General features: G+C 71.4%; 17 protein-coding genes. 4 read left to right on the top strand and 13 right to left on the bottom strand.

The window, feature by feature from the left end:
* Complete coding sequence (locus O7635_RS20025; protein ID WP_278081972.1) at positions 1-1,182, bottom strand: acyltransferase family protein; 1,182 nt, start codon at positions 1,180-1,182, stop codon at positions 1-3.
* A 32-nt stretch (positions 1,183-1,214) separates the two neighbouring features.
* Positions 1,215-1,964, bottom strand: coding sequence for an SDR family oxidoreductase (locus O7635_RS20020; protein ID WP_278081971.1), 750 nt, complete (start codon positions 1,962-1,964; stop codon positions 1,215-1,217).
* Positions 1,965-2,039: 75 nt separating this feature from the next.
* Between O7635_RS20020 and uppS the strand changes: the two genes are divergently transcribed.
* Positions 2,040-2,804, top strand: a complete 765-nt coding sequence (gene uppS, locus O7635_RS20015) for a polyprenyl diphosphate synthase (RefSeq protein WP_347405294.1) — start codon at positions 2,040-2,042, stop codon at positions 2,802-2,804.
* Between the two features lie 75 nt (positions 2,805-2,879).
* Entirely contained in the window at positions 2,880-4,991 is a 2,112-nt protein-coding gene (ligA, locus tag O7635_RS20010; RefSeq protein ID WP_278081970.1) for an NAD-dependent DNA ligase LigA, read from the top strand.
* 483 nt (positions 4,992-5,474) lie between these two features.
* Here ligA and O7635_RS20005 read toward each other — a convergent pair whose 3' ends face one another.
* Positions 5,475-6,083, bottom strand: coding sequence for a short chain dehydrogenase (locus O7635_RS20005; protein ID WP_278081969.1), 609 nt, complete (start codon positions 6,081-6,083; stop codon positions 5,475-5,477).
* A gap of 65 nt (positions 6,084-6,148) precedes the next feature.
* On the opposite strand from O7635_RS20005, the gene O7635_RS20000 reads away from it, so the two are divergent.
* Complete coding sequence (locus O7635_RS20000) at positions 6,149-6,781, top strand: hypothetical protein (protein ID WP_278081968.1); 633 nt, start codon at positions 6,149-6,151, stop codon at positions 6,779-6,781.
* A gap of 431 nt (positions 6,782-7,212) precedes the next feature.
* Positions 7,213-10,458, top strand: coding sequence for an EAL domain-containing protein (locus O7635_RS19995; RefSeq protein ID WP_278081967.1), 3,246 nt, complete (start codon positions 7,213-7,215; stop codon positions 10,456-10,458).
* 552 nt (positions 10,459-11,010) lie between these two features.
* Here the strand turns inward: O7635_RS19995 and O7635_RS19990 are convergent.
* The 10 genes from O7635_RS19990 to O7635_RS19945 form a co-directional block, all read right to left on the bottom strand.
* The gene (locus O7635_RS19990; protein WP_278081966.1) at positions 11,011-11,556 is read right to left on the bottom strand and encodes a hypothetical protein; all 546 of its coding nucleotides are present in this window, start codon (positions 11,554-11,556) and stop codon (positions 11,011-11,013) included.
* Positions 11,557-11,658: 102 nt separating this feature from the next.
* Positions 11,659-13,230: a multicopper oxidase family protein gene (locus O7635_RS19985; protein ID WP_278081965.1), complete on the bottom strand. Its 1,572-nt coding sequence runs from the start codon at positions 13,228-13,230 to the stop codon at positions 11,659-11,661.
* Positions 13,227-13,679, bottom strand: coding sequence for a hypothetical protein (locus tag O7635_RS19980; protein ID WP_278081964.1), 453 nt, complete (start codon positions 13,677-13,679; stop codon positions 13,227-13,229). The genes O7635_RS19985 and O7635_RS19980 overlap by 4 nt, the downstream gene beginning before the upstream one ends.
* 109 nt (positions 13,680-13,788) lie before the next feature.
* Positions 13,789-14,460 (bottom strand): FadR/GntR family transcriptional regulator, encoded by a 672-nt coding sequence (locus O7635_RS19975; RefSeq protein ID WP_278081963.1) that lies wholly within the window; start codon positions 14,458-14,460, stop codon positions 13,789-13,791.
* Between the two features lie 12 nt (positions 14,461-14,472).
* On the bottom strand, positions 14,473-15,498 hold the full coding sequence (locus tag O7635_RS19970; protein WP_278081962.1) for an ABC transporter permease: 1,026 nt from the start codon (positions 15,496-15,498) through the stop codon (positions 14,473-14,475).
* On the bottom strand, positions 15,495-17,033 hold the full coding sequence (locus O7635_RS19965) for a sugar ABC transporter ATP-binding protein (protein WP_278081961.1): 1,539 nt from the start codon (positions 17,031-17,033) through the stop codon (positions 15,495-15,497). The genes O7635_RS19970 and O7635_RS19965 overlap by 4 nt, the downstream gene beginning before the upstream one ends.
* Positions 17,033-18,100, bottom strand: coding sequence for a sugar ABC transporter substrate-binding protein (locus tag O7635_RS19960; RefSeq protein WP_278081960.1), 1,068 nt, complete (start codon positions 18,098-18,100; stop codon positions 17,033-17,035). The genes O7635_RS19965 and O7635_RS19960 overlap by 1 nt, the downstream gene beginning before the upstream one ends.
* A 39-nt stretch (positions 18,101-18,139) precedes the next feature.
* Positions 18,140-19,447 carry an enolase C-terminal domain-like protein gene (locus O7635_RS19955; protein WP_278081959.1) on the bottom strand — a complete coding sequence of 436 codons (1,308 nt, stop codon included), beginning with the start codon at positions 19,445-19,447 and terminating at the stop codon, positions 18,140-18,142.
* Between the two features lie 127 nt (positions 19,448-19,574).
* Complete coding sequence (locus O7635_RS19950; RefSeq protein WP_278081958.1) at positions 19,575-22,403, bottom strand: PQQ-dependent sugar dehydrogenase; 2,829 nt, start codon at positions 22,401-22,403, stop codon at positions 19,575-19,577.
* 11 nt (positions 22,404-22,414) lie between these two features.
* On the bottom strand, positions 22,415-24,532 hold the full coding sequence (locus O7635_RS19945; protein ID WP_278081957.1) for a ThuA domain-containing protein: 2,118 nt from the start codon (positions 24,530-24,532) through the stop codon (positions 22,415-22,417).
* Positions 24,533-24,577: the final 45 nt, after the last annotated feature.

The following is a 24,577-nucleotide window of genomic DNA, read 5'->3' as shown; positions in this document are numbered from 1 at the left end:
TCAGTCGCGCATGCCGAAGAGGTAGCGCGTCAGCCTGGTGCGGCGGACGAGGAACTCGTAGGCCGCCAGGGTCAGCGCGAGGGACGCGGCGACGATCGCCACGTATTTGACGAGGATCGGCGCGTCCCACCGCACCACGCCGTAGGCGACGGCCACGACGATCGGCTGGTGCAGCACATAGATCGGCAGGGCGCCGAGCGCGAGGTAGTAGTAGACGCGCCGGTCCTTCGTCGTCGGGGCTTTGCCGGCGTTGTGGCGGCCGGCATTGCGGCGGTCGAGCAGGCCGAGGATCGCGACCACCAGGCACCAACCGGCGAGGCCGAAGAGGGCCCGGGCCACGATCGCGTGGGCGGTCATCGCGGTGAACGGGTCGTCGCCGGCGGTCAGCAGCACCGGGCCCGTGACGGCGAAGACCACCCCGCCGACCACCGCCGCCAGCACGGCGTCGCGCCGCATCGCCAGCCGGAACCGCTCGTCCGAGGCGAGCAGGAACCCGGACACGAAGAACAGCAGGTACGCCCAGCGGCTCCAGCCGGCGAACGACTCCTCCATGCCGACGAACGCGCAGATGGCCGAGGTCGCGGCGGCCGGCAGCAGCACGACCCCGCGGTGGCCGACCGCCCGCGCCAGCGGCTCGTGGCCCGGCGCCCACCGGATGAACGCGGCCAGCAGCAACGAGAAGGCCAGCAGCAGGACGACGAACCAGAGGTGCCCGGTCTCGAAGTATTCGCCGCCCACCACGAACGGGAAGTCGGCCAGGTCGAGGCGCACGTCGTAGAACTTGGGCAGGAAGTGGAGATAGCTCTCGTCGTAGCCGGCGTCGGCCGCCTTGAGCCGCAGCCAGACCGGCACCGGCAGAAAGGTCAGGATCGCGACGAGCAGCGGCACGCCGAGGCGCTGGAGCCGCTCGCGGGCGAAGCCACCCGGGCCGCGGCGGCGCATCGAGTGCCACGACCCGAAGCCGGCGATCAGGAACAGGGCCGGCATCGCCCAGACCACCGCGAAACCGGCGATGACGGTCGTGACGCTGGTGGTGTCGGCGTTCTTGACGTAGAAGTCGTCGGACTCGTCGAAGACCAGCCCGGCGTGGAAGAAGATCAGCCCGACCACGACGAACGTGCGGATCGCGTCGAGCTCGGGCCGTCTGTCTATTGTGGGCTTCGGTGCGGTGTCCGGCGTCACCGGTCCAGGATGGCAGCCGGGCCGGCACGGCGTCAGCCCCGCTGCGCGGCCAGCCAGGTCTCGAACGTCGTCGGCGCGATCCGGGCGCCGTCGTCGGGCAGCAGCACGTTGCCCGCCATCTCCACGCCGAGCGGGCTGTCGTCCCAGCTCGCGATCAGCCGGACCGCCTCGCCGCGGGCGTCGAGCGTGCGCCGGGCCATGTCGACCAGGTCGTGCGTCTCGGGGCCGGCGATCTGGACCGTGCGGCCCAGCGGCTTGCCCACCGCCACCTCGGCCAGCAGGCCGGCCACGTCGGCGACCGCGACCGGCCGCACGAGCAGCGGCGGCACCACCGCGGCGTCGCCGGTCCTCGTCCAGCCCGCGAGCTGGGCGCCGAAGTCGAAGAACTGGGTAGCCGCGACGATCGTCCACGGGATCGCGCCGTCGCTGACCAGGGCCTCCTGGATCCGTTTGCCCGCGTAGTGCGGGTTGCCCTCGACCCGGTCGAGGCCGACGATCGACAGCAGCACGTGGTGGCCGACGCCGGCCCGCTGCTCGGCCGCCAGCAGGTTCTCGGTCGCCGCGGAGAAGAAGCGTTCGGCCGCGGCGCGGTCGGCGGCCTCGAAGCTGACCGCGTCGACCACGGCGGCGGCCCCGGCGAGCGCGTCGTCGAGCCCGGCGCCGGTGCTCACGTCGACGCCCGACCCGCGGGACACCGCGACCGGGTCGTGCCCCGTGGCCCGCAGCACGTCCACCACGTGCCGCCCGACCAGTCCGGTCCCGCCGATGACTGCCACTCGCATGCGCGTACCCCCGTCCGTTGTCCTCATTTTGCCGGTCGGAGCCGCGCTGCCGGCGGGTTCGTGGTTTGATCGGGCATGATCATGTCGCTGCGCCGGGTCCTGGAGCGCGTCTACGCGCACCGGCTTCGACGGTCGCTGACCTCGGTGCCCCGACACGTCGCGATCGTCACGGACGGCAACCGGCGATGGGCCCGCCAGATGGGGTACGCGGACGCCAGCACCGGCCACCGGCACGGCGCCGAGCACCTCGACCGCGTCCTGGGCTGGTGCGGTGAGCTGGGCATCGAGTGCGTGACGGTGTACGCCGCGTCCGTCGACAACCTGCGCAAGCGCGGCGCCGGCGAGGTCGACGGGCTGTTGCGGCTGATCGAGGACGCGTGCCGGGAGCGGTTGGCCCGGCCGTCGAGCCCGTGGCGGGTGCGGGTGGCCGGGCGGGTCGACGTGCTGCCGGACTCGACCCGGCTGGCGCTCAAGGAGGCCGAGGCGGCGACCGCGGACCGGCCGTGGACGCTGACGGTGGCGATCGGCTACGACGGCCGCGGTGAGGTGGTCGAGGCGGTGCGGCGGCGGCTGGTCGCCGCGGCGGCGTCCGGGGCGTCGGCATCGGCGCTGGCGACCACGTTCTCCCCCGAGGACATCGACCTGCACCTCTACACCAGCGGGCTGCCGAACCCCGACCTGGTCATCCGGACGAGCGGCGAGCGGCGGATGTCGGGCTTCCTGCTGTGGCAGTCGGCGTTCTCGGAGCTCTATTTCTGCGACGTCTACTGGCCCGGCTTCCGCAAGATCGACTTCTTGCGGGCCCTGCGGGCGTGCGCCGTGCGCCGCGACACCGCCTGAGCCGCGCGGGCGGATTTGTCGGACCGGCCCGCTAGGGTGCTGGTGACTCAGCACCGCAGCATGGGGGGCCAAGCGATGTCCACGACCGTCGATCCCGCGCACGCCGCGGCCTTCGACTCGCGCGCCGACTACACGGCCGCGGTCGAGCAGATCCGCGCCGCCGCCCGTGACTACTACTCGGGTTCCACCCTGGCGATGGACGACGCGACCTACGACGCCCTGCTGGCGCGGGTCGCGGCGACCGAGGCCGCCCGTCCGGAGTGGACGGTCGCCGAGTCGCCGACGGAAACGGTCGGCGCGGGCGGCGCGGTGGTCGGCGACGTGCCGCACACCACCCCGATGCTCAGCCTCGACAACGTGTTCGACGCCGACGGCCTGCGCAAGTGGGCGGCCCGGCTCGACCGGGTCCTGGGCCGGCCGGCGGCGGGCTACACGGTCGAACCCAAGATTGACGGCCTGGCCATCTCGGCCCGCTATGTCGACGGCGCGCTGGCCCAGGTGATCACCCGGGGTGACGGGCGGGCCGGCGAAGACGTCACCGGTCAGGCCCGCCGGGCGGTCGGCCTGCCGCACCAGCTGACCGAGCCGGTCACGCTCGAGGTCCGCGGCGAGGTGTTCATGACCGAGGCCGACTTCGCGCTGGCCAACGAGCTGCGCACCGGTCACGGCGAGCCGCCGTTCGCCCACCCCCGCAGCGCCGCGGCGGGCACGCTGCGCGCGGTCGACCGGGCCTACTCGGCGCCGCTGTCCTTCTTCGCCTACGCGGTGCACGGGCTCGACCCGGCGGCCCACCTGTCGCACGCGGGCGCGATGGGCTACGTGGCGTCGCTGGGGGTGGCGACCACGGCCGGCTCCGGCGCCGGCATGCCGCTGTGCGCGTCGATCGACGAGGTGGTCACCGCGATCGACGACCTCAACGAGCGGCGGCTGACCCTCGGCTTCGGCGTCGACGGCGCGGTGGTCAAGGCCGACGCCGCCGCCGACCGCGACGACGCCGGCTCGTCCAGCCGGGCGCCGCGGTGGGGCATCGCCTACAAGTTCCCCGCCGACACCCGCACGACCACGCTGCTGCGCATCGAGGTGCAGGTCGGCCGCACCGGCGTGATCACCCCGGTCGCGGTGCTGGAGCCGGTCCAGATCAGCGGCGTGACGGTCACGTCGGCGACGCTGCACAACTTCGACGACCTGACCCGCCGCAACGTCCGCGCCGGCGACACGGTCTTCGTCCGCCGCGCCGGCGACGTCATCCCCGAGGTCACCGGGGCCAAGCTCGACGAGCGGCCCGCGTCCGCGAAGCCGTTCACGCCACCGACCGAGTGCCCACGCTGCGGCGGCGAGATCGACCGCTCCCAGAAGCGCTGGCGCTGCACCCGCGGCCGCGCCTGCGGGGCCCACGAGTCGCTGGCCTACTACACGGCCCGCACGTCAATGGACATCGAGGGCCTGGGCGACAAGATCATCGACCTCCTGGTCGGCGCGGGTCTGGTCGCCGACCCGGCCGACCTCTACGACCTCGACGTGGCCACCCTCAAACCGCTCGACCGCATGGGCGACGTGTCGGCGGGCAAGCTGGTGGCGGCCATCCAGGGCTCAGCGGCCCAGCCGCTGTCCCGGGTGCTGACGGGCCTGGGCCTGCGCATGACGGGCCGCTCGATGTCACGCCGCCTGGCCCGCCACTTCGGCACGATGGACGCGTTGCTCGCGGCCACGGTCGAAGACCTGCAGACGGTGGACGGCGTCGGACCGGAGCGCGCGGTGACGATCGCGGCCGAGCTCGTGGAGCTCCGACCGATCATCGACAAGCTGGCGGCCCGCGGGGTCAACATGACGGAGCCGGTCGAGCCCGGCGCGGCGACTGTGTCCTCGGACAGCCCGGTCGCGCCGCTCCGCAAGCCCGACGGGACGCCGATGACGGTGGTGGTGACCGGCGCGGTGCCGGGCCTGACCCGCGACGAGGGCAACGAGGCGGTCGAACGACTGGGCGGCAAGTCGTCGGGCTCGGTCTCGAAACGCACGGACCTGGTAGTGGTCGGCCAAGGCGCCGGCTCAAAGGCCACCAAGGCCGAGGACCTGGGAGTCCCCATCCTGCCGGCCGAACGCTTCGCGGAGCTGCTGGCGGCCCACGACGCGGGCGACGCGTCCCGCGTGGCGGCGCTGCTCGAGGAGGCCTTGCCGGCGGCCGTTTAAGGGCGCCCCGCGGCGCCAAGACGGAGTCCGGTCTGTCGTCTGGTGGCGTCCGGATACCGGCGTCGCAGCTGGCCAGTCCCGCTGCCAGGCGGGGACCGTCCGTCCTGGCCGGACAGCAGCGGCCGGGTGGGACCGTCCCGGATACCGGCGCCGTATCTGGCCAGCCCCGCTGCCGGGCGGGGACCGTCCGTCCTGGCCGGACAGCAGCGGCCGGGCGGGACCGTCCCGGATACCGGCGTTGTAGCTGGCCAGTCCCGCTGCCGGGCGGGGACCGTCCGTCGTCGCCGGACAGCAGCGGCCGGGCGGGACCGTCCCGGATACCGCCGTCATAGCTGGCCAGCCCCGCTGCCGGGCGGGGACCGTCCGTCGTAGCCGGACAGCCGCCGGTCTCGGGCCGCATACCGCTGCCGTATTCGGGCAGACCCGCCGTCCGGTGGCGGTCGTGGGCCGCTTTGGTCGGCACCGCAGCTCTGAGCGGCCGGCTTACGAGTTGGTTTTGTGGAGTTTGAGGATGCGGCCGGTGATCGGGTTGGCGATCGCGCGGAGATAGGCGAGGCCGACCTCTGCCGCCGGCACGGTGGCGAAGCCTGGGAACGACGCGTGGTAGTGCGCCGACTCGGTCAGCACCGTGGGGCTCACGCAGTTGATCCGCAGGCCGCGGGGCAACTCGTTGGCCGCGGCCCGCACGAAGCCTTCGACCATGTGGTTGACGGTGCTGCCGAGCGTGCTGTTGGCCGTGTACTCGTCGGCCAGCACCCCCGAGATCAGCGTGAACGAGCCGCGGTCGTTGATGTGGGGCAACGCCGCGCGTACCAGGTTGATCTGGCCCATGCCCTTGCTCGCGATCGACTTGGCCCACTGCTCGTCACTGGCCTCGCCGAGCGGCCCGCCGAACACCTGACCGGCCGCGCTCGCGACGGCGTCGAACGGCGTCAGCCGGGCGAACAACGCGTCCAGGCTCGCCTTGTCGGTGAGGTCGGCCTGATGCCCGCCGGACGTGCGGCCGACGGTCACCACCTCGTAGCCGTGCTGCTCCAACGTCTGCCGCACCCCAGCGCCGACGTCCCCACCGCCGACCAGGATCACCTTCACGTCCGCCTCCTCCCCGAGGGAAAACCAGTTGAACCGGCCCCCGCCGACTCTGCCATCATCGCCGCATGGACCTCCGCCAGCTGCCCCGCTGCGCGGAGTGCGGCTGGCGCCGCCCGGCGCGGGCGCCGTCGTGCGCCACCTGCCTGCGCTGGCTCGACGACGACCTGCGGGTCGCGTGGCGCGCCGCCCGACGTGAATACGGCGTCGCCGACGCTGACGTGCCGGCGTTCGCGGCGACGGTGGTCGCGGATCCGCGGGGCGTGGACTGGCGGGTCTACGACGCCGCGCTCGGCCTCTCCCCGTGCCTGAGCTGCGGCGCGGCCGGCGGGTTGGGCGCCGGGCCGGAGAGCTGCCTCGACTGCACGGCCGCGCACGACTGGCGCTGGCTCGCCGCCGAGACGGACCGGCCGGGCGTGCCGCCGGGCAACGAGCACGCGATCCGCGTGGCGACCGCGGTCGCCCGGATACCGCATCGGTTCCCGGCGCACATGGTGCCGCGCTATGCCGCGTTCCTGCCGATGCTGATCGCCGGGACGCTGCCCGCGGGCGGCGACGCCCGCGCCGCGCAACGCTGGCTCAACACCGGCGGGACCTTGGAGGCGTTGGACGCGGCGCCTAGCACCTCGGCCATCGCGGACCTGGTCAGGCATCCAGTGAGGACGGACGACGACCCGGCTGCCGCCGCGCACCCGATCTGAGCTCGGGCCCGCAATCGCCGCAGTGTGGCAACAACAAACGTCCGGTATCAGTCGGCCGAGGTTACTGCCGATTAACTTAGCGGGCATACCGAGGAGCTACCTGCCTTTGCTTACGGTGCGTGAACACAGTCCACGTGGGATCAGTGGCCAGTTGGATTGCCTCAACCACGCGCGCCAACAGCCTGAACGGCGACCACCCGAACCACAGCGGGAACCATGATCCCGGCCTTGCCCAGTACGCAACTACGCTCGTCTACCGTCCTGTTTGGGTCCTCCTGATGGGACCGATCAGGCTTTCGTTCCAGTCAATTCGACGCGGCAATGTCAATCCGTCTGACAAACGCGAAGAACAGTCACTTAACGCCGATCGATCCTGCTACAGTCGTGGTTCGCTGGGAAACGTCGCCGGAAGCCGCGCAGGGGGCGATGAAATGCCACGTGCGGTCTCGGCCGGTCGGAAGACGCTGGCCTCCGCATCTCCGGCCTGGGTCTTCGTCCTGGCCGGGTTAGCAGCCGCCATCACGTACATCATTTTCGACAGCGCCGCCGTGAGCGGCGTGATCTTCGCCGTGGTCGGCGCCGGCGCGGCCGGGGCCCTCGTCGTGGGTTCGGGTCGCCACAACGCCCGACCGCGCTGGCCCTGGCTGCTGCTCGCGGCCGCCTCCGCGCTCTTCGTCGTCGGCGCCATCATGCGGCCCTGGTCGAGCGAGCAGCCCGGCGCCGCCCAACTGACCGCCGACGGCTTCACCGTGCCCGGCTACGTGCTGATGTTCGCGGCGCTGGTCGGCTTCCTCACCGTCAAGCACGGGCCCAAGCGGCACGCCGTCATCGACGGGATGCTGATCGGACTCGGCGCGGGCCTGATATTCGCGCTGCTGTTCTCCGTGCCGGCCGCGGGCATAGACGACCGGTCGGCTGCCGTGTCGACCGTGGCGGGGCTCTACCCGATCTTCGACCTGGTGCTGGTTCTGCTGGTCGCCAACGTCGCCTTCACCACCTCGATCCGTGGCCCCAGCTACCTCATGCTCATCGGCTCGATGGTGCTGCTGCTGGCCGGCGACATCGGCTACGCGATCATCGGCGTCAACGGCACCGTGGCCGGCAACCGGCTGTTCGACCTGCCGTTCGTGTTCGGCTTCGTGCTGATCGGCGCGTGCGCGCTGCACCCGTCGATGCGCGACATCGGCCGCCGTACCCCCCTGCCCGTGCAGGCCTGGTCCTGGCGCCGGCTCGCACTGATCATCCCGGCGATGGCGGTGCCGTTCGTCCTGCTCGCCGCGATCCCCGACCAGAGCCTGCTCGACCGGATCGTCCTCGCCGTCGGCGGCGCGCTGATGGTGGCGTTGCTGCTGCTGCGGGCGGTGTCGGCGGTGCAGGCGTACGCGGCCGCGCAGCGCGAGTACGAGTACCAGGCCACCCACGACCACCTCACCGCGCTGCCCAACCGGGCGCTGCTCGTCGACCACGTCGGCCAGACGCTGGCCAAGCCGCGCGACCCGGACCGCCCGCTGTGGTTGTTCTTCCTCGACCTCGACGGGTTCAAGCTGGTCAACGACTCGTGGGGCCACTATGCCGGCGACCGAGTGATCGTCGAGGTGGCCCGGCGCCTGCGCCGCACCGTGCCGGCCGGCGCCGCGGTGGCCCGAGTCGGCGGCGACGAGTTCGTGATCGCCCATGTGAGCAGCCGCGACGACGCCATCGCGCTCGCCGAGCGGATCCTCGCCAGCCTCACCCTTCCCCTCAAGGCGACCGCCTCCGACGTGGTGGTGTCCGGCTCCATCGGCATCGCCGGCTCGGTCACCGCGGCGCTGCCGAAGACCGACGACGAGGGTGTACGCGATCCGCACGCCGCGGGTTCCGCGCTGGTCACGGCCGAAGGGTTGCTGCGCGACGCCGACACGGCGATGTACCAGGCGAAGGCCGAAGGGCGCGGCCGCTGGGTGCTGTTCGACTCGACGATGCACGACCGGGTACGCGACCGGATCGACATCGAGCTCGCCCTCCGGCACGCGCTCGCGCATGATCAGCTCCGTCTCGCGTACCAGCCGATCGTGCGTCTTGGTGGCGCCCGGCTGACCGGCGTCGAGGCGTTGATCCGCTGGGAGCACCCGACGAAGGGCACGATCGCGCCTACGAAGTTCATCCCGGTCGCCGAGGAGACCGGGCTGATCACCGACCTGGGCCGGTGGGTGATGCGCGAGGCGCTGCGCCAGCTCGCCGAGTGGCGCAAGGACGACGTGGTCAACGAGGACTTCTGGCTGTCGATCAACGTCTCGCCACGCCAGCTGCGCGACCCGCGCCTCCCCGGCGAGCTCAACGAGGCCCTCGTCGAACACGGCCTCGACGGCGCGTCGGTGATGCTGGAGATCACCGAGTCGGTCATGGTCGACGGGTCGCAGGTGACCGACCAGGTGATGGCCGAGCTGCGCGGGCTGGGCGTGCGCCTGGTCGTCGACGACTTCGGCACGGGCTTCTCCGCGCTGGGCTACCTCCGCCGCCACCCGGTCACCGGCGTCAAGATCGACCGCTCCTTCGTCGGCGGGCTGGGCACCAACCCGGAGGACGAGGAGATCGTCCGGGCCGTGGTCGCGATGAGCTCGGCGCTCGGCCTGACGGTGGTCGCCGAGGGCGTCCAGACCCAGGCGCAGCGCGACGTCCTGCAGGCGCTCGGGGTCGTCTACGGGCAGGGCTGGCTGTGGGGTCGGCCGCAGGATCCCGAAACGTTCGCCCGTCTGCGTCAGCCGGCCGCGATCGGCCGCGGTGGGGCGCTGGCGCGCGAGGCGCGACCGGAGCCGGCGCAACCCAAGCAGGAGACGAAGGTGAGCGGCTTCCCGAGGTTGGGGCCGCCACCGGACCCCACGAACACGACGGAGGCCGAACGCCGCCTCCTCGACCCGATCCCGGGCGAGCCGGCCGCCGTGGCGAGCGCCGCGCGCCCGAACGGCAACGGCCGCACCGCGGACAAGCCGGGGTCCGCCGGCGGCGATCACGAACCGGAAGCGGACCGCACGGCCGTCGGCAGCGGCGCCACCATCGAGCGGGCAACCGCCCCCGATTCACGCGCCGTCAACGGCAACGCTCCCGCACCGCCGGCGGCCGCCCTGAACGGACCCGCGGAGCGCGAAGCGGAGCGGGCGGGCACCGCGACGGACGATGAGTCGGTCGCCGCGACGGCGGCCCGGCAGGTTCGGCGGCCGACGCTGGCCGGCGGCCGGGGCAACGGCGCGGAGCGGGCGGGTCTCGTCGAGTCGGGGGCGCCGGACGCTGACCGTCCGCACTGGACACTTGCCGAGAAGGCGGCCTATCTTCCCTGGGGCGGGCCGGATCGGCCCGACGCCGCGGAGGCGGCACGCTCCACGGTCGCCGAACCCCCGGATGACGCCGTGAACGGACGGTCGACTGCCAACGGCAGCGTCGCCGATCCGACGCTGGCCCCGACCGCCGATGCGCTCGGGCGCGACCCCGCGGGCAACGAGCCGCCGGACACGACACACCCGGCGCCGCGCATCCCCGCCAAGAACAGCCGCCGCGCGGCGGAGGAGAGCAGACTGCCCCAGCCCTCCGCTGACATCGTCGAGGTGGCGCGCCGCTCGGCGGGTGCGCCGGTCGAGGGAGCCGTCGACCCACGGCTCGACGCCGGCGCGACCCAGCCACGGCTCGACCGCGACGAACCCTGACCCGGCGCCACGACGACCCAGCGAGGCCCCAGGGTCTCCCCGTGTCGACGTCAGCACCATGACCAAGGCGGACAGGCGGATATCGGTGCCGTCACGCCCGGTGTCGCTGGCGGACCAACCGGATCAAGGGCGGGCCGACGCTGCGTCAGGTGAAGCTTCGACGGAGCCGGCTCCCGGTCACCCGCGCCGAGCGACCGGTCGGCGGTTCGGGCTCACGCCGATGGGCAGAGAACGCGGGCGGCGCGGCGTCTCCGGGCCGGGCAAGGTGTCGGCGCCCTACCGCTCGGCCGACGTCCGGCGCCGCTCTCCCGTCTCGGAGTCAGCGCTCGGAGCCTGCGAAGCGATGGCCGCGCGGAGCAGGCTGAGGATGCTCCTGGAGCCGACATGCTTTCGCATGTACCCACGCCTCGCGGCATGTGCGCCCCGACGACACCCTGCCCTTGGCGCAGAAAAGCCGCCACCGGTCTCGGTCGACGATGGCGGGGAGCGGCCGGCCGTGAAGCCGGGCGCCGGCGGTCATGAGGCGGCGGCCGTGAAGCCGAGCGCCGGCGGTCAGGAGGCGACCGGGAGCTCCCACGACCAGAAGGCCTGGGTGTCCAGGCGGGTGGCGACCACATCCGGGGTCAGGGCGGTCAGGGTCCGGGTGATCGCGTCGTTGAGGTGGCGGGCCTCGTTGCTCGCGCAGATGTCCAGGGCCGCGATTCCCGCGTTGGCCCGGACGTGGCGCCACATCATCTCGATGACCGCTTCGAAGACGCCGGAGCGGCGGTGGGGGTCGGCGATGGCGAAGAAGCCCAGGTACCAGATGCGGCGTTCGGCGTAGTGGCCCGGCCAGCGGTGCGCGAAGTAGTCCGGGGAGATCAGCGGCATCGCGTCCAAGTCGTTGGTGAACGTGGACAGACCCGCCAGCGTGCCGTCTTCCGCGACCGCGACGTACTTCTCGACGCGGTCGTCCGACATCACCTCGTCGAACTCCGCTCGGTGCATCAGGTGGCGCTGAACGGCCGCGTAGCGTAGCTCCTCGAACGCCGTCTGGTAGAGCTGCCAGGCCTCCTCGCGTCGCGCGCCGGTCAGGACCTTCTCGACATCGACGTGCATAACCGCCCGCTCTCGATCACCAGGTCAACCACCGAAGCTACCCGGCAGGGCGGAAAACGTGCAAGGTCATTCATATTGTCTTCGTCACTCCGGACGTCCTGGTCACTCCGGCTCGTTGTCGGCCTGACCCCCGATCACGTACGGCGTCGAATAGCCCTCGTAGGCCAGGTGCGCGACCATGCCGTCCGCCGCATGCGGCAGGTTGTGGCAGTGGTCCATCCAAATGCCCGGATTGTCGGCTCGGAACGCCACCACGAAGGTCTCCCCCTCGTCGACGTCGAGCGAGTCCGTCCACCACGGACTGCCGCTCGCCGCCACCCCGTCGCGCGACAGCACCAGCGCGACGTGGCCGTGCAGGTGCATCGGGTGCACCTCGCCCGAGTCGTTGGTGATCGTCATCCGCACCACGTCGCCCTGGCGGACCATGAACATGGGCACATCGGGATAAAGGTGGCCGTTCATCGTCCAGAACAGGCCCGGACGACCGTCGACGAACCCCGGCCACCGGTCGATCGTCAGCGTGAAGTCGCGGTCGACGTGCGACGTGTCGAGGTCGACCGGCGCCGGCGTCCCGTAGGCCAGCAGGTCCAGCGGCGCCGCCGCCGTGTCCGCGGTCGGCGCCTCCGCCCCGGGCGGCCCGACCACCAGCGACAACCCCGCGCCCAGGTCGACCCGCACCGCACCCGCGCCGGCCGGCGGCGGCGTGACCGACAGATCGACCCGCCCACCGGCGGCGACCACCACGACCCGGCTGGACACCTCGCCAGGCTCGTGCAGGTCGTGCCCGTCGACGGCCAGCACCCGGTAGGGCGCCCCGGCCACGGCCACCCGCAGCGGCCCGCTGTCGGTGTTGACCACCCGCACCCGCGTCGGGACTCCGGAGGGCGCCGACACGTGCCGCGACCCCGTCGCACCCTGCACCGTCCGCCGACCGTCATAGGTGTGCACCTGAGCGACCACACCCGGGACCGAATCCCGCGACGGCAGCACCACCAGCGCGCCGAACAGACCCTCCTTCACCTGTTCGTGCGACACCTGGTGGGAGTGGTACCAGAAGGTCCCCGCGTCCGAGACCCGGAACCGGTAGGTGTGCCGCCCGCCCACCGGCACCGCGTCCTGGGTCACCCCGGCGACGCCGTCCTCGGCGTTGGGCACCCGCACGCCGTGCCAGTGCAGGGCCACCCCGTCGGGCACGGACTCGTTGACGAGCTCGACCTGCACGATGTCGCCCACGGTGGCCGTGATCTCCGGGCCCGGCGACGAGTGGTTGAGCGTGAAGCCGTCGACCCGCTCCCCGCTCGCCAGTGTGAACGCCTCCTTGCGCGCGGTGAGTGACACCGTGACCGCAGCCGGCCCGGCCGGCCCGGTCAGCGACGCCACCGACGTGCCGCCGGCATGCTGGTGCCCGCCCACGGGCACCGCGCCACCGCCGTAGTCGGCATAGCCCATGTCCATCACCGAATAGGACGACGGCAGGCGGCTGTCCCACCAGAGGTAACCGAGCGTCCCGAGCAGCACCACCGACAACCCGATCGCGCCCCACCGCAGCAGCTGCCCCACCCATCCCCGCCGCCCGGCGGCCTCCGCACCGCCGGTCGGGGAGGGAGACGAGGCATGACTGTCCTGCCCGGCCGAGGTGGTGGCAGTCTCGGCCGGGTCGACTGGTGTGGTCATGCGCCCGCGGGAACCCCGGGGTCACCGACCCGCGCGGGGGCGACCGGGGCCTCGGAGCGGGTCGCCCGACCACCGGCCATCCCGGCCAGACCGGCGATGGCGAACGCGTTGAGGGCGTGCAGGATGCCGACGACCGGCGCGCTGAACGACACGAACGCCAGCGCGATCTGCAGGACGACCAGGCCGACGACGCCCCAGGCCATGGCCACGCCGCCGCGCACCTTGGCGAAGAACGCCACGATGCCGAACAGCAGCGCCAGCACCGGGATCACCATCATGCCGACCACCGAGTGGATGGCCGCGCCGGCGTTGGCGTCGGTGTCCTCGGTGAACGGGACCCCGTCACCCGCCTTGTTGATGATGTCGAACGCGCTCCAGGCGATGACCAGCACCTGCACCACCACGCCGAGCGCGATCAACCGGGACAGCCAGATGTAGAGCGACCGCATCGCACAACCCCGTCCGAAGTAAGTCTGTGTGGGACGCGATGACTCTATGAAAGAGGTACGACGGTTTCGTACTCGGCAGGGAGTATCCGACAGTACGTCGTGCGACGTATCAGAGCGCTTGCCGCAGCCACTCCTCGACGCCCGCGATGTGTACCGTCGCCCACGACCGGGCCAGGTCCGGCTCCCGCGCTGTGATCGCGTCGACGATCGCCTGGTGCTGCTCGCGGGTCCGCTCGACCGCGCCCTCCTGGGTCAGCCCGCGCCAGATCCGGGCCCGGGTGGTCGGCCCGGACAGCCCGTCGATCAGCGAGCAGAGCGCCGCGTTGCCCGAGCCGGCCGCGATCGCCCGGTGGAACTCGAGGTCGTTGGCGACCAGCGCCTCGACCGACGGCGACGGGCCGAGCTCGTCGAGCACCCGCTGCAGCTTGGCGATCTCGGGGTCGCTCATCCGCCGCGACGCGAGCGCCGTCGCGGCGGGCTCCAGGATCCGCCGCACCTCGAGGAACTGGAGCACGGTGTCGTCGCGGTGGAAGTCGACCACGAAGCTGAGCGACTCCAGCAGGAGGTCCGGCGAGAGGCTGGTGACGTAGGTGCCGTCGCCCTGCCGCACGTCGAGCACCTTGATGATGGACAGCGCCTTGACCGCCTCGCGCAACGAGTTGCGGGACAGCCCCAGCCGCTCGGCGAGGTCGGCCTCCTTGGGGAGGCGGTCCCCGGGGCCGAGGGCCCCGGAGACGATCATCTCCTTGATCTTGTCGATCGCTGCGTCGGTCAACGCCACGGCGTCGCCACCTCAGTCCTGGGCCTTGCCCGTCGTCACCCGGGCCAGCATCAGCGCCACCAGGATGATCAGGCCGTAGATGGCCTGGATCCACTGTGCCGAGACGCCGGCGAGCGTGAGGATGTTGTTGATCAGGCCGAGCACGATCACGCCACAGAGCGCGCCGAACAGCGTGCCCTTGCCGCCCTCCATGCTCACCCCGCCGATGACGGCCGCGGCGAACACCGTGAAGATCATGCCGGAGCCCTGCGCCGACGCGACCGAGCCGAGTCGACCGGTCATCAGCAGACCGGCCAGCGCCGCCAGGAGGCCACCGACGACGAAGACCACGAAGATCACCCGGTCGGCCCGGATGCCGGCCGCGCGCGCCGCGTCACGGTTGCCACCGATGGCGTACACCGCGCGCCCGTGGCGGAACCAGCCGAGCACCGCGATGCCGATCGCGAACAGCACCGCGCAGATCCAGATCGAGGCTGGCAGGCCGAGCCAGACCGCATTGCCGAGGTAGAGGACCGACGACGGCAGCTCGAACAGGTTCTGCCCACCGGTGATGCCGATCTGCAGACCACGCAGCACGATCAGCATGCCGAGCGTCACGATGAACGCCGACAGCCCGAACCGCAGGATCAGCATCCCGTTGAACGCTCCGATGAGGACGCCGACCAGCAGGCAGATCGGGATGGCCAGCGCGGTGGACCACTCGGTGCCCAGGCCGTTGCTGGCCGCCGGGATGACCAGCGCGACGGCCAGCGCCGGCGCGAGGCCCACAGTGGACTCCAGCGACAGGTCGAACCGCCCGCCGATCAGGATGATCGCCTCGGCCAGCACCAGCAACGACAGCTCGGTCTGCTGCTGCAGCACGTTGACGATGTTGGCGCTGCTCAGGAACACCGGGTCGATGAGCGCACCCACGAGAACCAGGACGATGATCGCGGGTACGAGCGCCAGGTCCCGCATCCGCGCCAGCGCGGGCCCCCGCAACCGCCGGCGCGCGCCAGGCACGTCGACAGCCGGTGGCGCGGTGGCAGTGCCGCTCATGACTCCGCTCCTTCTGCAGAAACACCTTCGACGACCGCGACCACCTGCGCGTCCTCCCAGCCGTGGGCGAGTTCGGCCGTCACGCGGCCGTGGAACATGACCAGCACCCGGTCGCAGTGGCGCAGGTCGTCGAGCTCGTCGGAGACCATCAGCACGCCGGTCCCGCCGTCGGCCGCCGCCCGCACCGCACCGAGCAGCGACTCCTTGGACCGCACGTCGACGCCGGCGGTCGGGTTGATCAGCACCAGCACCCGCGGGTCGGTCGACAGCGCGCGGGCCAGCACGACCTTCTGCGCGTTGCCGCCGGAGAGGCTGGACACGGGCGCCAGCGGGCTCTCGGTGCGGATGTCGTAGCGCCGCACCATGTCCGCCGCCACCGAAGACCGCCGCCGCGGCACGACGACGCCCGCGGGCCCGAGCCGGTCGGCGATCGGCAGGGTAGCGTTCTCGGCCACCGACAACAGGGGCACCAGCCCCTCGCGGTGCCTATCCTCCGGCACCAACCCGATCCCGGCCTTGAGAGCGGCCGGAACTCCGGCGCCTACCGGCGAAGATCCGACCGACACCGTCCCGCGGTCGGCCCGCCGCAGCCCGCCGACGGTCTCGGCGAGCGACACCTTGCCGCTGCTGCCCGAGCCGGTGACACCGACGATCTCGCCGGCCCGCAGCTCGAGGTCGATCCCGTCGTAAGCCCCCGCCAAGGTCAGGTCACGCAGCGACAGCACCGGCGCCGAGTCGGGCACGGTGCGGGGCGCGACGTCGGTCAGCCCGACCGCCTCCCCCGTCATCGCCGCCACCAGCGCGTCGTGGCCCACCGCCGACACGGGCTCGGTGAGCACCCAGCGGGCGTCGCGGAGCACGGTCACGGTGTCGCAGACCTCGTAGACCTCGCGGAGGTGGTGCGAGATGAACAGCATCGTCACGCCGGACGCCGACAGCGACCGCATCCGCTCGAACAGCCGCTCGATCGCGGTCGCGTCGAGGCGGGCGGTCGGCTCGTCGAGGATGATGAACCGGGTGCCGATCGAGAGCGCGCGGGCGATCTCGACCAGCTGCCGCTGCTCGACGTTGAGGTCGCCGGCGAGCGCCGCCGGGTCGACGGCGACGCCGTACTCGTCCAGCAGGGCGCCGGCCCGCCGCCGCAACGCGCCCCACCGGATCGGGCCGTGCGACGCCTGCCGGTTGAGGAACAGGTTCTCCGCCACCGACAGCGTCGGGATGATGGTCGACCGTTGGTAGACGCACGCCACCCGGCGGCGCCAACCGTCGCGATCGGACGGTGCCGGCGCCGGCTCGCCGCCGAACGACACCCGGCCCTCGTCGGCCCGTTGCAGGCCGGTGAGCACCGAGACCAGGGTGGACTTGCCGGCGCCGTTGCGGCCCACGAGCGCGTGGGTCTCGCCGGGCCGGATCGCCACGCTCACCCCGGCCAGCGCGGTCGTCGCGCCGAAGCGCTTGGTCACCTCTTCGGCCGAGACGGCCGGGGGCGGGGCGGCAGCCCCACTCCCGGCCGCGTCGGACAGCAGTGCGGTCATCACTTCCCGATCTGGTTGCCCCACAACGACGCGTCGTCGACGTTGTCCTTCGTCACGAGCGGCGCCGGCAGCTGGTCTTCGAGCACGCCGTTGCCGACGTCGATGATGGTGCTGTCATGGTCGGTCGGTCCAGGGGTGAACGTCTTTCCCTCGACCGCGGCCTTGGCGTAGAACAGCGCGTACTTGGCGTAGAGGTCCGCCGGCTGCGAGACGGTGGCATCGATCTCGCCCTTGCGGATCGCCTCGAACTCCTGCGGGATGCCGTCGTTGGAGACGATGAAGATGTGCTTGGGGTCGGTCGGCGGCACCAGCAGGTTCTTGGACTTCAGCAGCTGCAGGGTGGGCGCCAGGAACACGCCGCCGGCCTGCATGTAGATGCCCTTGATGTCGGGGTGCTGGGCGAGCCGGGTCTGCAGCGCGGCGGACGCCTTGGCGCCCTCCCACTCGGTCGGCTCCTCGAAGATGGTGATGTCGGGGAACTTCGTCTTCATGCACTCGGCGAAGGCCTCGGACCGGTCGCGGCCGTTGACGGACGACAGCGAGCCCTGGAACTCGATGACCTTGCCCTTGCCGCCCAGCTTCTCGTCGAGGAACTCGCACGCCTTCTGGCCGTAGGCGCGGTTGTCGGCCCGCACCACCATGAAGACCTTGCCCTTGTCGGGCCGGGTGTCGACGGAGACGACAGGGATCTTCTTGCCCTCGAGCTGGGTGAGCGTGCTGGCGATGGCGCCGGTGTCCTGGGGCGCCATCACGATCGCCTTGGCGCCCTGGGCGGTCAGCGCCTGCGCGTTGGCGACCAGCTTGGCGATGTCGTTCTGCGAGTTGGTCGGCGTCATCAGGTTGATGCCGCTCTCCTGCGCGTACTGCGGGATGTACTTCGCGTACGAGTTCCAGAAGTCGCTGTCCGCCCGGGGCAGGTCGACGGCGATCGGCGGGTTGGCGGTGCCGCCACTGCCGGTGCCGCTGCCTCCGCTGGAGCCCGAGTCGGACGAGTTGCAACCGGCGGTCACCGCGGCCAACGCGGCGACGACCGCCACGCTGACGACGGCGCGTCTGTGAAGAGTCATCGCAGTCCTCTGTGGTGGGCAGGGATGGGTAGGGGTGGGTCAGACGGTGCGGGACCAGGCCGGTCCGTCGGGGAAGGCGAACCGGGCCCGGCTTTCGGGACGCATGGTCGAGCTGAAGCCGGGCGCCTGGGGTGCCAGGTAACGACCGGCGCGGATCTGCACGGGATCGCGGAAGTGCTCGTGGAGATGGTCGACGTACTCGATGACCCGGTTGTCCATCGACCGGGACACCGCGACGTAGTCGAACAGCGAGAGGTGCTGCACCAGCTCGCAGAGGCCGACACCGCCGGCGTGCGGGCAGACCGGCACGCCGAACTTGGCCGCCAGCAACAGGATCGCGACGTTCTCGTTGACGCCGGCGACCCGCGCGGCGTCGAGCTGCACATAGGACACCGCGCCCAGCTGGAGCAGCTGCTTGAAGACCACACGGTTCTGCACGTGCTCGCCGGTGGCCACCGGCACGGGCGCGATGCCGCGGGCGATGGCGGCGTGGCCGACCACGTCGTCGGGGCTGGTCGGCTCCTCGACCCACCACACGTCGTACGGCGCGAGCGCGCCGACCCAGTCGATGGCGTCCTGGACGTCCCAGCGCTGGTTGGCGTCGACGGCGATCCGGATGTCCGGCCCGCACACCTCGCGGGCGATCCGCAGCCGGCGCAGGTCGTCGTCGAGGTCGGCGCCCACCTTGAGCTTGATCTGCCGGAAGCCGGCGTCGAGCGCCTCGCGGCACAGCCGGCGCAGCTTCTCGTCGTCGTAGCCGAGCCAGCCGGGCGACGTCGTGTAGGCCGGGTAGCCGTTGGCGAGGAGCTCGGCGACGCGCTCCTCGCGGCCGACGGCGCCCGGCTGGAGCAGCGCGAGCGCCTCCTGCGGGGTGAGCGCGTCGGTCAGGTAGCGGAAGTCGACCAGCGAGACGAGCTCCTCCGGCGGCATCGAGGCCAGCAGCTGCCAGAGCGGCAGACCGGCCTGCTTGGCCTTGAGGTCCCAGAGGGCGTTGACCACGGCGGAGATGGCCATGTGCATGACGCCCTTCTCAGGGCCCAGCCAGCGCAGCTGCGAGTCGTGCACCAGCTCGCGCCAGAACGCGCCCAGGTCGTCCAGGACGCTCTTCACGAGCCGGCCGGCGAGGTAGGGCCGCAGCGCGGCGATCGCCGCCGTCTGCACCTCGTTGCCCCGGCCGATCGTGAAGGCGAACCCATGGCCTTCGTGCCCATCGACCTCGTCGGTCCGCAGCACCACGTAGGCCGCCGAGTAGTCCGGGTCCGGGTTCATCGCGTCGGAGCCGTCCAACTCGCGCGAGGTCGGGAACCGCACGTCGTAGGTGTCCAGCGACACGAAGCGGGCGGTCATCGATGATCCTCACGCGCATTCATAGGTCCGATGTTTACCAGGTGATCGGATGTGTGACAAGAGTTTGCGAGGATCGACGAACGAATCGCCCCGTTGCCGGGGCGATTCGTCCAATGACTAGCCGGGATCAGACCAGGTCGAACTTCTCCCACGCGCCGATCGCCGCGCGGTTGGCGACCAACGGCTGGGTGCCGCTGTTCTCCGCGACCACGTACATGTTGTTGACGGTCGCCCGCAGGCTCTCACTGCCGTCGGCGTTGCGGACGAGGGCGAACGTCTCCCACGGCCCGACCGCCGCCCGGTTGGCGACGAGCGGGTTCGCGCCGGCGTTCTCCGCGCACACGTACATGTTGTTGGCCCGTGAGCGCAGCGCGACGTTGCCACCGCCGAGTTCGACCACGTCGAACCGCTCGGTGGCGCCCGCCGTCGCCTTGTTGGCGATCAGCGGCGTCGTGCTGTTGGCGGCGCTGACGAACTGGTTGTTGACGAGCGCCCTGAGCGTCGAGCCACCGGTCGACGTGCCACCGGAGTTGATGGTGAACGCGTCCAGGTCGAACAGGTTGCCCGCGCCGCCCTTGAAGACGAAGAACAGCTGCGTCGGGCCGGACGGCACGCCGGTGAGGTTGGCGGTGACGTTGGCGTACGTCTCCCAACCGCCCGTCGGGCTGACCGTCAGCGTGCCGTGCAGCGGGCCGGTCTGCGAGCCGCTGCGCACCTCGATGGTGCCGCCGACCGTGCCCGACGCGACGCGCGCGGTGATGCTGCTGGCGTTGGACAGGTTGTAGGGCCGGAACGAGATCCAGTCGTTGTTGTCGATGTAGCCGGCCGTCGCGCCACCCTCGGCCGGGCCGTGGTTGGCGACCTGCACCCCGCCGGACTGGGCCGCGAAGTGCTCACCCTGGCGGTGCCGCGGCTGCAGGACCTTCTGGTTGGTCGTGGTCAGCCCACCGTTGTCGGTGTAGGAGGCCACGAAGATGCCGAAGATGTTGGCCGCCGCGTCGTGCTCGCCGTCGGTGGGCACGGTGAGCGTGCCGGAGCAGCCCGTCTTCGACGTGATCTGGTGCGAGTGGTTGTCGTGGCCGAGGAAATAGGTCACCGACACCCGCGAGCAGTTGATGGTGCCGTCCTCAGGATCCGAGACGCTCACGGTGTACGGGATGGTGTCGCCGAAGTTGAACAGCGTCCCGTCGGCCGGGGCGCTGAGGTTGACCGTCGGCGCCGAGTTGCCGACCGTGACGACGAGGCTGGCCGTGCCGGACAGTCCGGTCGGGTCGGTGACCCGCAACGTCGGCGTGTAGGTGCCGTTGGTGTTGTAGGTCTTCGTCGGGTTCGCCGCCGTCGACGTGGTGCCGTCGCCGAACGTCCAGAGATAGGAGAGCGCCCCGCCCTCCGGGTCCGACGAGCCCGCCGACGAGAACGTGATGCTCAGCGGGGCCGGGCCGGAGGTCCGGTTGGCCGACGCGACCGCCACCGGGCTGCGGTTGCCGCCGCCGATGTACTCGATGCGATAGAGCGCCTGGTTGTTGGAGCCCGTGCCGTAGTCGAGCACGTAGAGGGCGCCGTCCGGCCCGAAGGCCATGTCCATGACCTGCGTGCCGTCCCACGGGAAGTCCGAGATCTCGCCGTAGCCGCCGTTCGCGTTCACGGCGATCGCCTTGATCCACTGACGGCCGTACTCGCCTGCGAAGTAGCGCCCGTCGAGCGACTGCGGGAACTTCACTGCCGAGTTGAGGGATGCGTTGTAGCGGTAGACCGGGCCGCCCATCGGCGACTCGGATCCGCCACCGAACTCCGGCGGCGTCGAGTCGAAGCCGTACCGGATCCAGGCCGGCTTGGCCGCCGGCAGCGTCTGCTGGCCGGTGTTGCGGAACGAGTTGTTGGTCGGCCCGCCGGCGCAGTTGTACTTGGCCTGCGACGGACCGGTCGGGAACGTGTACTCGTTGTAGGTCTCGGTCGTCGAGTTGTTGCCGGTGCAGTAGGGCCAGCCGTAGAAGCCCGGCCCGGTGATCCGGTTGAACTCGACCTGGCCGCCGGGACCGCGGTTGGGGTCGGCCGCGCCCGCGTCGGGCCCGTAGTCACCGAGGTAGACGATGCCGGTCGGCTTGTCGACGCTCATCCGGAACGGGTTCCGGAAGCCCATCGCGTAGATCTCCGGCCGGGTGTTCGCGGTCCCCGGCGCGAACATGTTGCCGGCCGGGATCGTGTAGGTCCCGTTGGCCTGCGGCTTGATCCGCAGGACCTTGCCGCGCAGGTCGTTGGTGTTGGCCGAGGAGCGCTGCGCGTCGAACTGCGGGTTCCGGTTGGTCCGCTCGTCGATCGGGGTGTACGCGTTGCTCTCGAACGGGTTCGTGTCGTCGCCGGTGGTCAGGTAGAGGTTGCCGGCCGCGTCGAAGTCGATGTCGCCACCGACGTGGCAGCACTGGCCGCGGTCGTTGGCCACGGTCAGCACGACGACCTGGCTGCCCATGTTGAGCGTGTTGTCGGCGTTGAGGGTGAACCGCGACAGGTTGAGCTGACCCTTCCACGCGTTGAAGTCCGCCGCGGTGCCGGTCGTCGGCGCGTCACCGCCCGGCGTCGACAGCGGTGGCGAGTAGTAGAGCCAGACGTGGCGGTTCGAGGCGAATCCCGGGTCGACCGCGACGCCCTGCAGGCCCTCCTCGTCGTGGGTGTAGACGGGGATGGTGCCGGCCACCTTGGTGTTGCCGCTGGGGTCGGTCACCCGCACCGTGCCGTTGCGGGCGGTGTGGATGACCGTGCGGTCCGGCAGCACGGCGAGGGACATCGCCTCGCCGATCTCGGCCGAGCCGACCGCCAGTTGGACGGCCTGGTAGTCGGAGGCCGGGACGGGCGCCGCGGCGGCGGGCGCCGCGGCGGTGGTCACCGCCAGCGTGGAGCTGGCGGCGCCGAGCAGGCCGACGGCGAGCAGCCGTGACCAGCGCCGAGGGGATGGGCGCATACCTTGTCCTTTCACGATCCGTAGACCTCGAGCTCCCAGAGGGAGTAGCCGTACTGGGTGAGGGCCCGCTGCGTGCCGTTGACGCGGACGTAGCGTGCGGTGGGTGGGGTGGTGAGGGTGACGTCGTCGACGGCGCCGTCACCGGTCGTGGTGGCGTAGGCGGTGGTCCAGGTCGAGCCGTTGGTCGAGGTCTGGATCTGGTAGGCCCGCGCGAAGGCGGCCTCCCACTGGAGCCGGACGCGGTTGACGGTCCGCGCCGACCCCAGGTCGACGGTGATCCACTGCGGGTCGCTGTAGGCGGATCCCCAGCGGGTGCCGGTGTTGCCGTCGACGGCGTTGGCGCCCGCGTGCGCGGAACCGGGCTCCACACTGGACACCGTCACCGGCTGGTTGCGCGACAGCAGGGTCGGCCCGGTGCCGCCGCCGGGCGTGCCGTAGACGTTGAAGTCCCACAGCGAGTAGCCCCACTGCGTCCCGCGCTGCGTGCCGTTCATCCGCACGTAGCGACCGGTGCCGGACAGGGCGATGTCGTCGACCCCGCCGTCGCCGGTGGTGGTCGAGTGGACGGTCGTCCAGGTGGAGTTGTTCTGTGACGTCTGGATCTGGTAGGCCCGCCCGAACGCGGTCTCCCAGTTGAGCCGCACCCGGGACAGGTTGTAGGACTGCCCGAGGTCAACCGTGATCGACTGCGGGTCGCTGTAGAGGCTCCCCCACCGGGTCGCCGGGTTGCCGTCGGTGGCGTACGCGGCGAGGTTCCCGCCCTCCACACTGGATGCCGAAACCGGCTTGCCCTGGGCGATGTCGGTCGCCGGCGGGTTGCCGCCCTCGGCCTTGATGCGGATGTTGCGGTAGTTGATGTCCAACCCGGCGCCGTCGTTCTGCACGCCGATGTAGCCGTTGGCGATGGCCCGCGGGCTCTGGTAGTCGTTGATCTTGACGCCGTTGAGCCAGATCTCGACGCGCTGCCCGTGCACGCCGATCTCGTAGGTGTTCCACGAGCCCGGCGGGTTCAGGGCCGCGTCGCGCAGCGCGTAGTTCGGCCCCTGGAAGCTGTAGACGCTGCCCGTGGTGCGGGTCGGGTCGGCGTCGGTCGCGTCGACCTGGATCTCGTGACCCTGGTTGACGGGGTTCCACGGGTCGCCCGCCGGGTCGGGGAAGCCGATGAACACGCCGCCGTTGTCGTCGCCCGGCATCATCCAGTCGACCTTCAGCGAGTAGTTGCTGAACGTCCGCACCGGATACCAGAGCAGACCCATCCCGCCGACCGAGCTGAGTGTGCCGTTGGCCAGGGTGAAGCTGCCGGCGCCGATCTGCCGCCAGTTGTTGAGGCTGGCCTGGGTGCCGTCGAACAGCGCGGTGTAGCCGGTTTCCGGCCGGCAGTCGGCGGGCCGGTTGTTGGCCGCGATCTGGATGCCGCCGAGCAGCATCCGGGTGAAGTTCGCGTCGGTGTACGCCTCTTCGACGTGTCCGAGCCCGGTGTACCACGACCGTCCACTGCCGACGTTCTTGCACCAGGTGATCGGGTGGTCGCCACTCATCGAGCCACCGGAGTACGACGACTCGTCGAGGCTGGCCAGCACCTTGGCGGTGGAGCGGGGGTTGGTGCGGTAGTTGTACCACTCGTCGAGCCGCGACCAGGTGGCCGGCAGGTGCGCGGTCGAGGCGTTGCCCCGGTCCTCGACCCGGATCGTGGCGGTCTGGTTGGCCGGATGCGACTGGAACCACGCGCCGACGAGCTCGCCGTAGAACGGCCAGTCGTACTCGGTGTCGGCCGCCGCGTGCACACCGACGAACCCGCCGCCGCCCGTCACGTAGGTCTGGAAGGCGGTCTGCTGGCTCGCGTTGAGCACGTCGCCGGTCGTGGAGAGGAACACCACCGCCTGGTACTGCGCGAGGTTGGCGGTGGTGAACTGGTTGGCGTCCTCGGTCGCGGTGACCGAGAAGCCGTTCTGCGAGCCGAGCTGCTGGATCGCCGCGATGCCGTTGGGGATCGACGAGTGCCGGAAGCCGGCCGTCTTGGAGAAGACGAGGACCTTGGTGAGCGGGGCGGCCGTGGCCGCCGGCGGTGCGACCGCGAGGCCCGCCACGAGGGCGAGCGCCGCGGCCGCGGCGATGGCGCGGATGCGCATGGGAGCTCCTGAGGATTCGGGCGTGGGGCCCGGACGTCGGCGCGA

The organism is Asanoa sp. WMMD1127 (assembly GCF_029626225.1).
In the GTDB taxonomy this organism is placed as follows: domain Bacteria; phylum Actinomycetota; class Actinomycetes; order Mycobacteriales; family Micromonosporaceae; genus Asanoa.
This window is presented reverse-complemented; position numbering and strand designations above follow the sequence as displayed.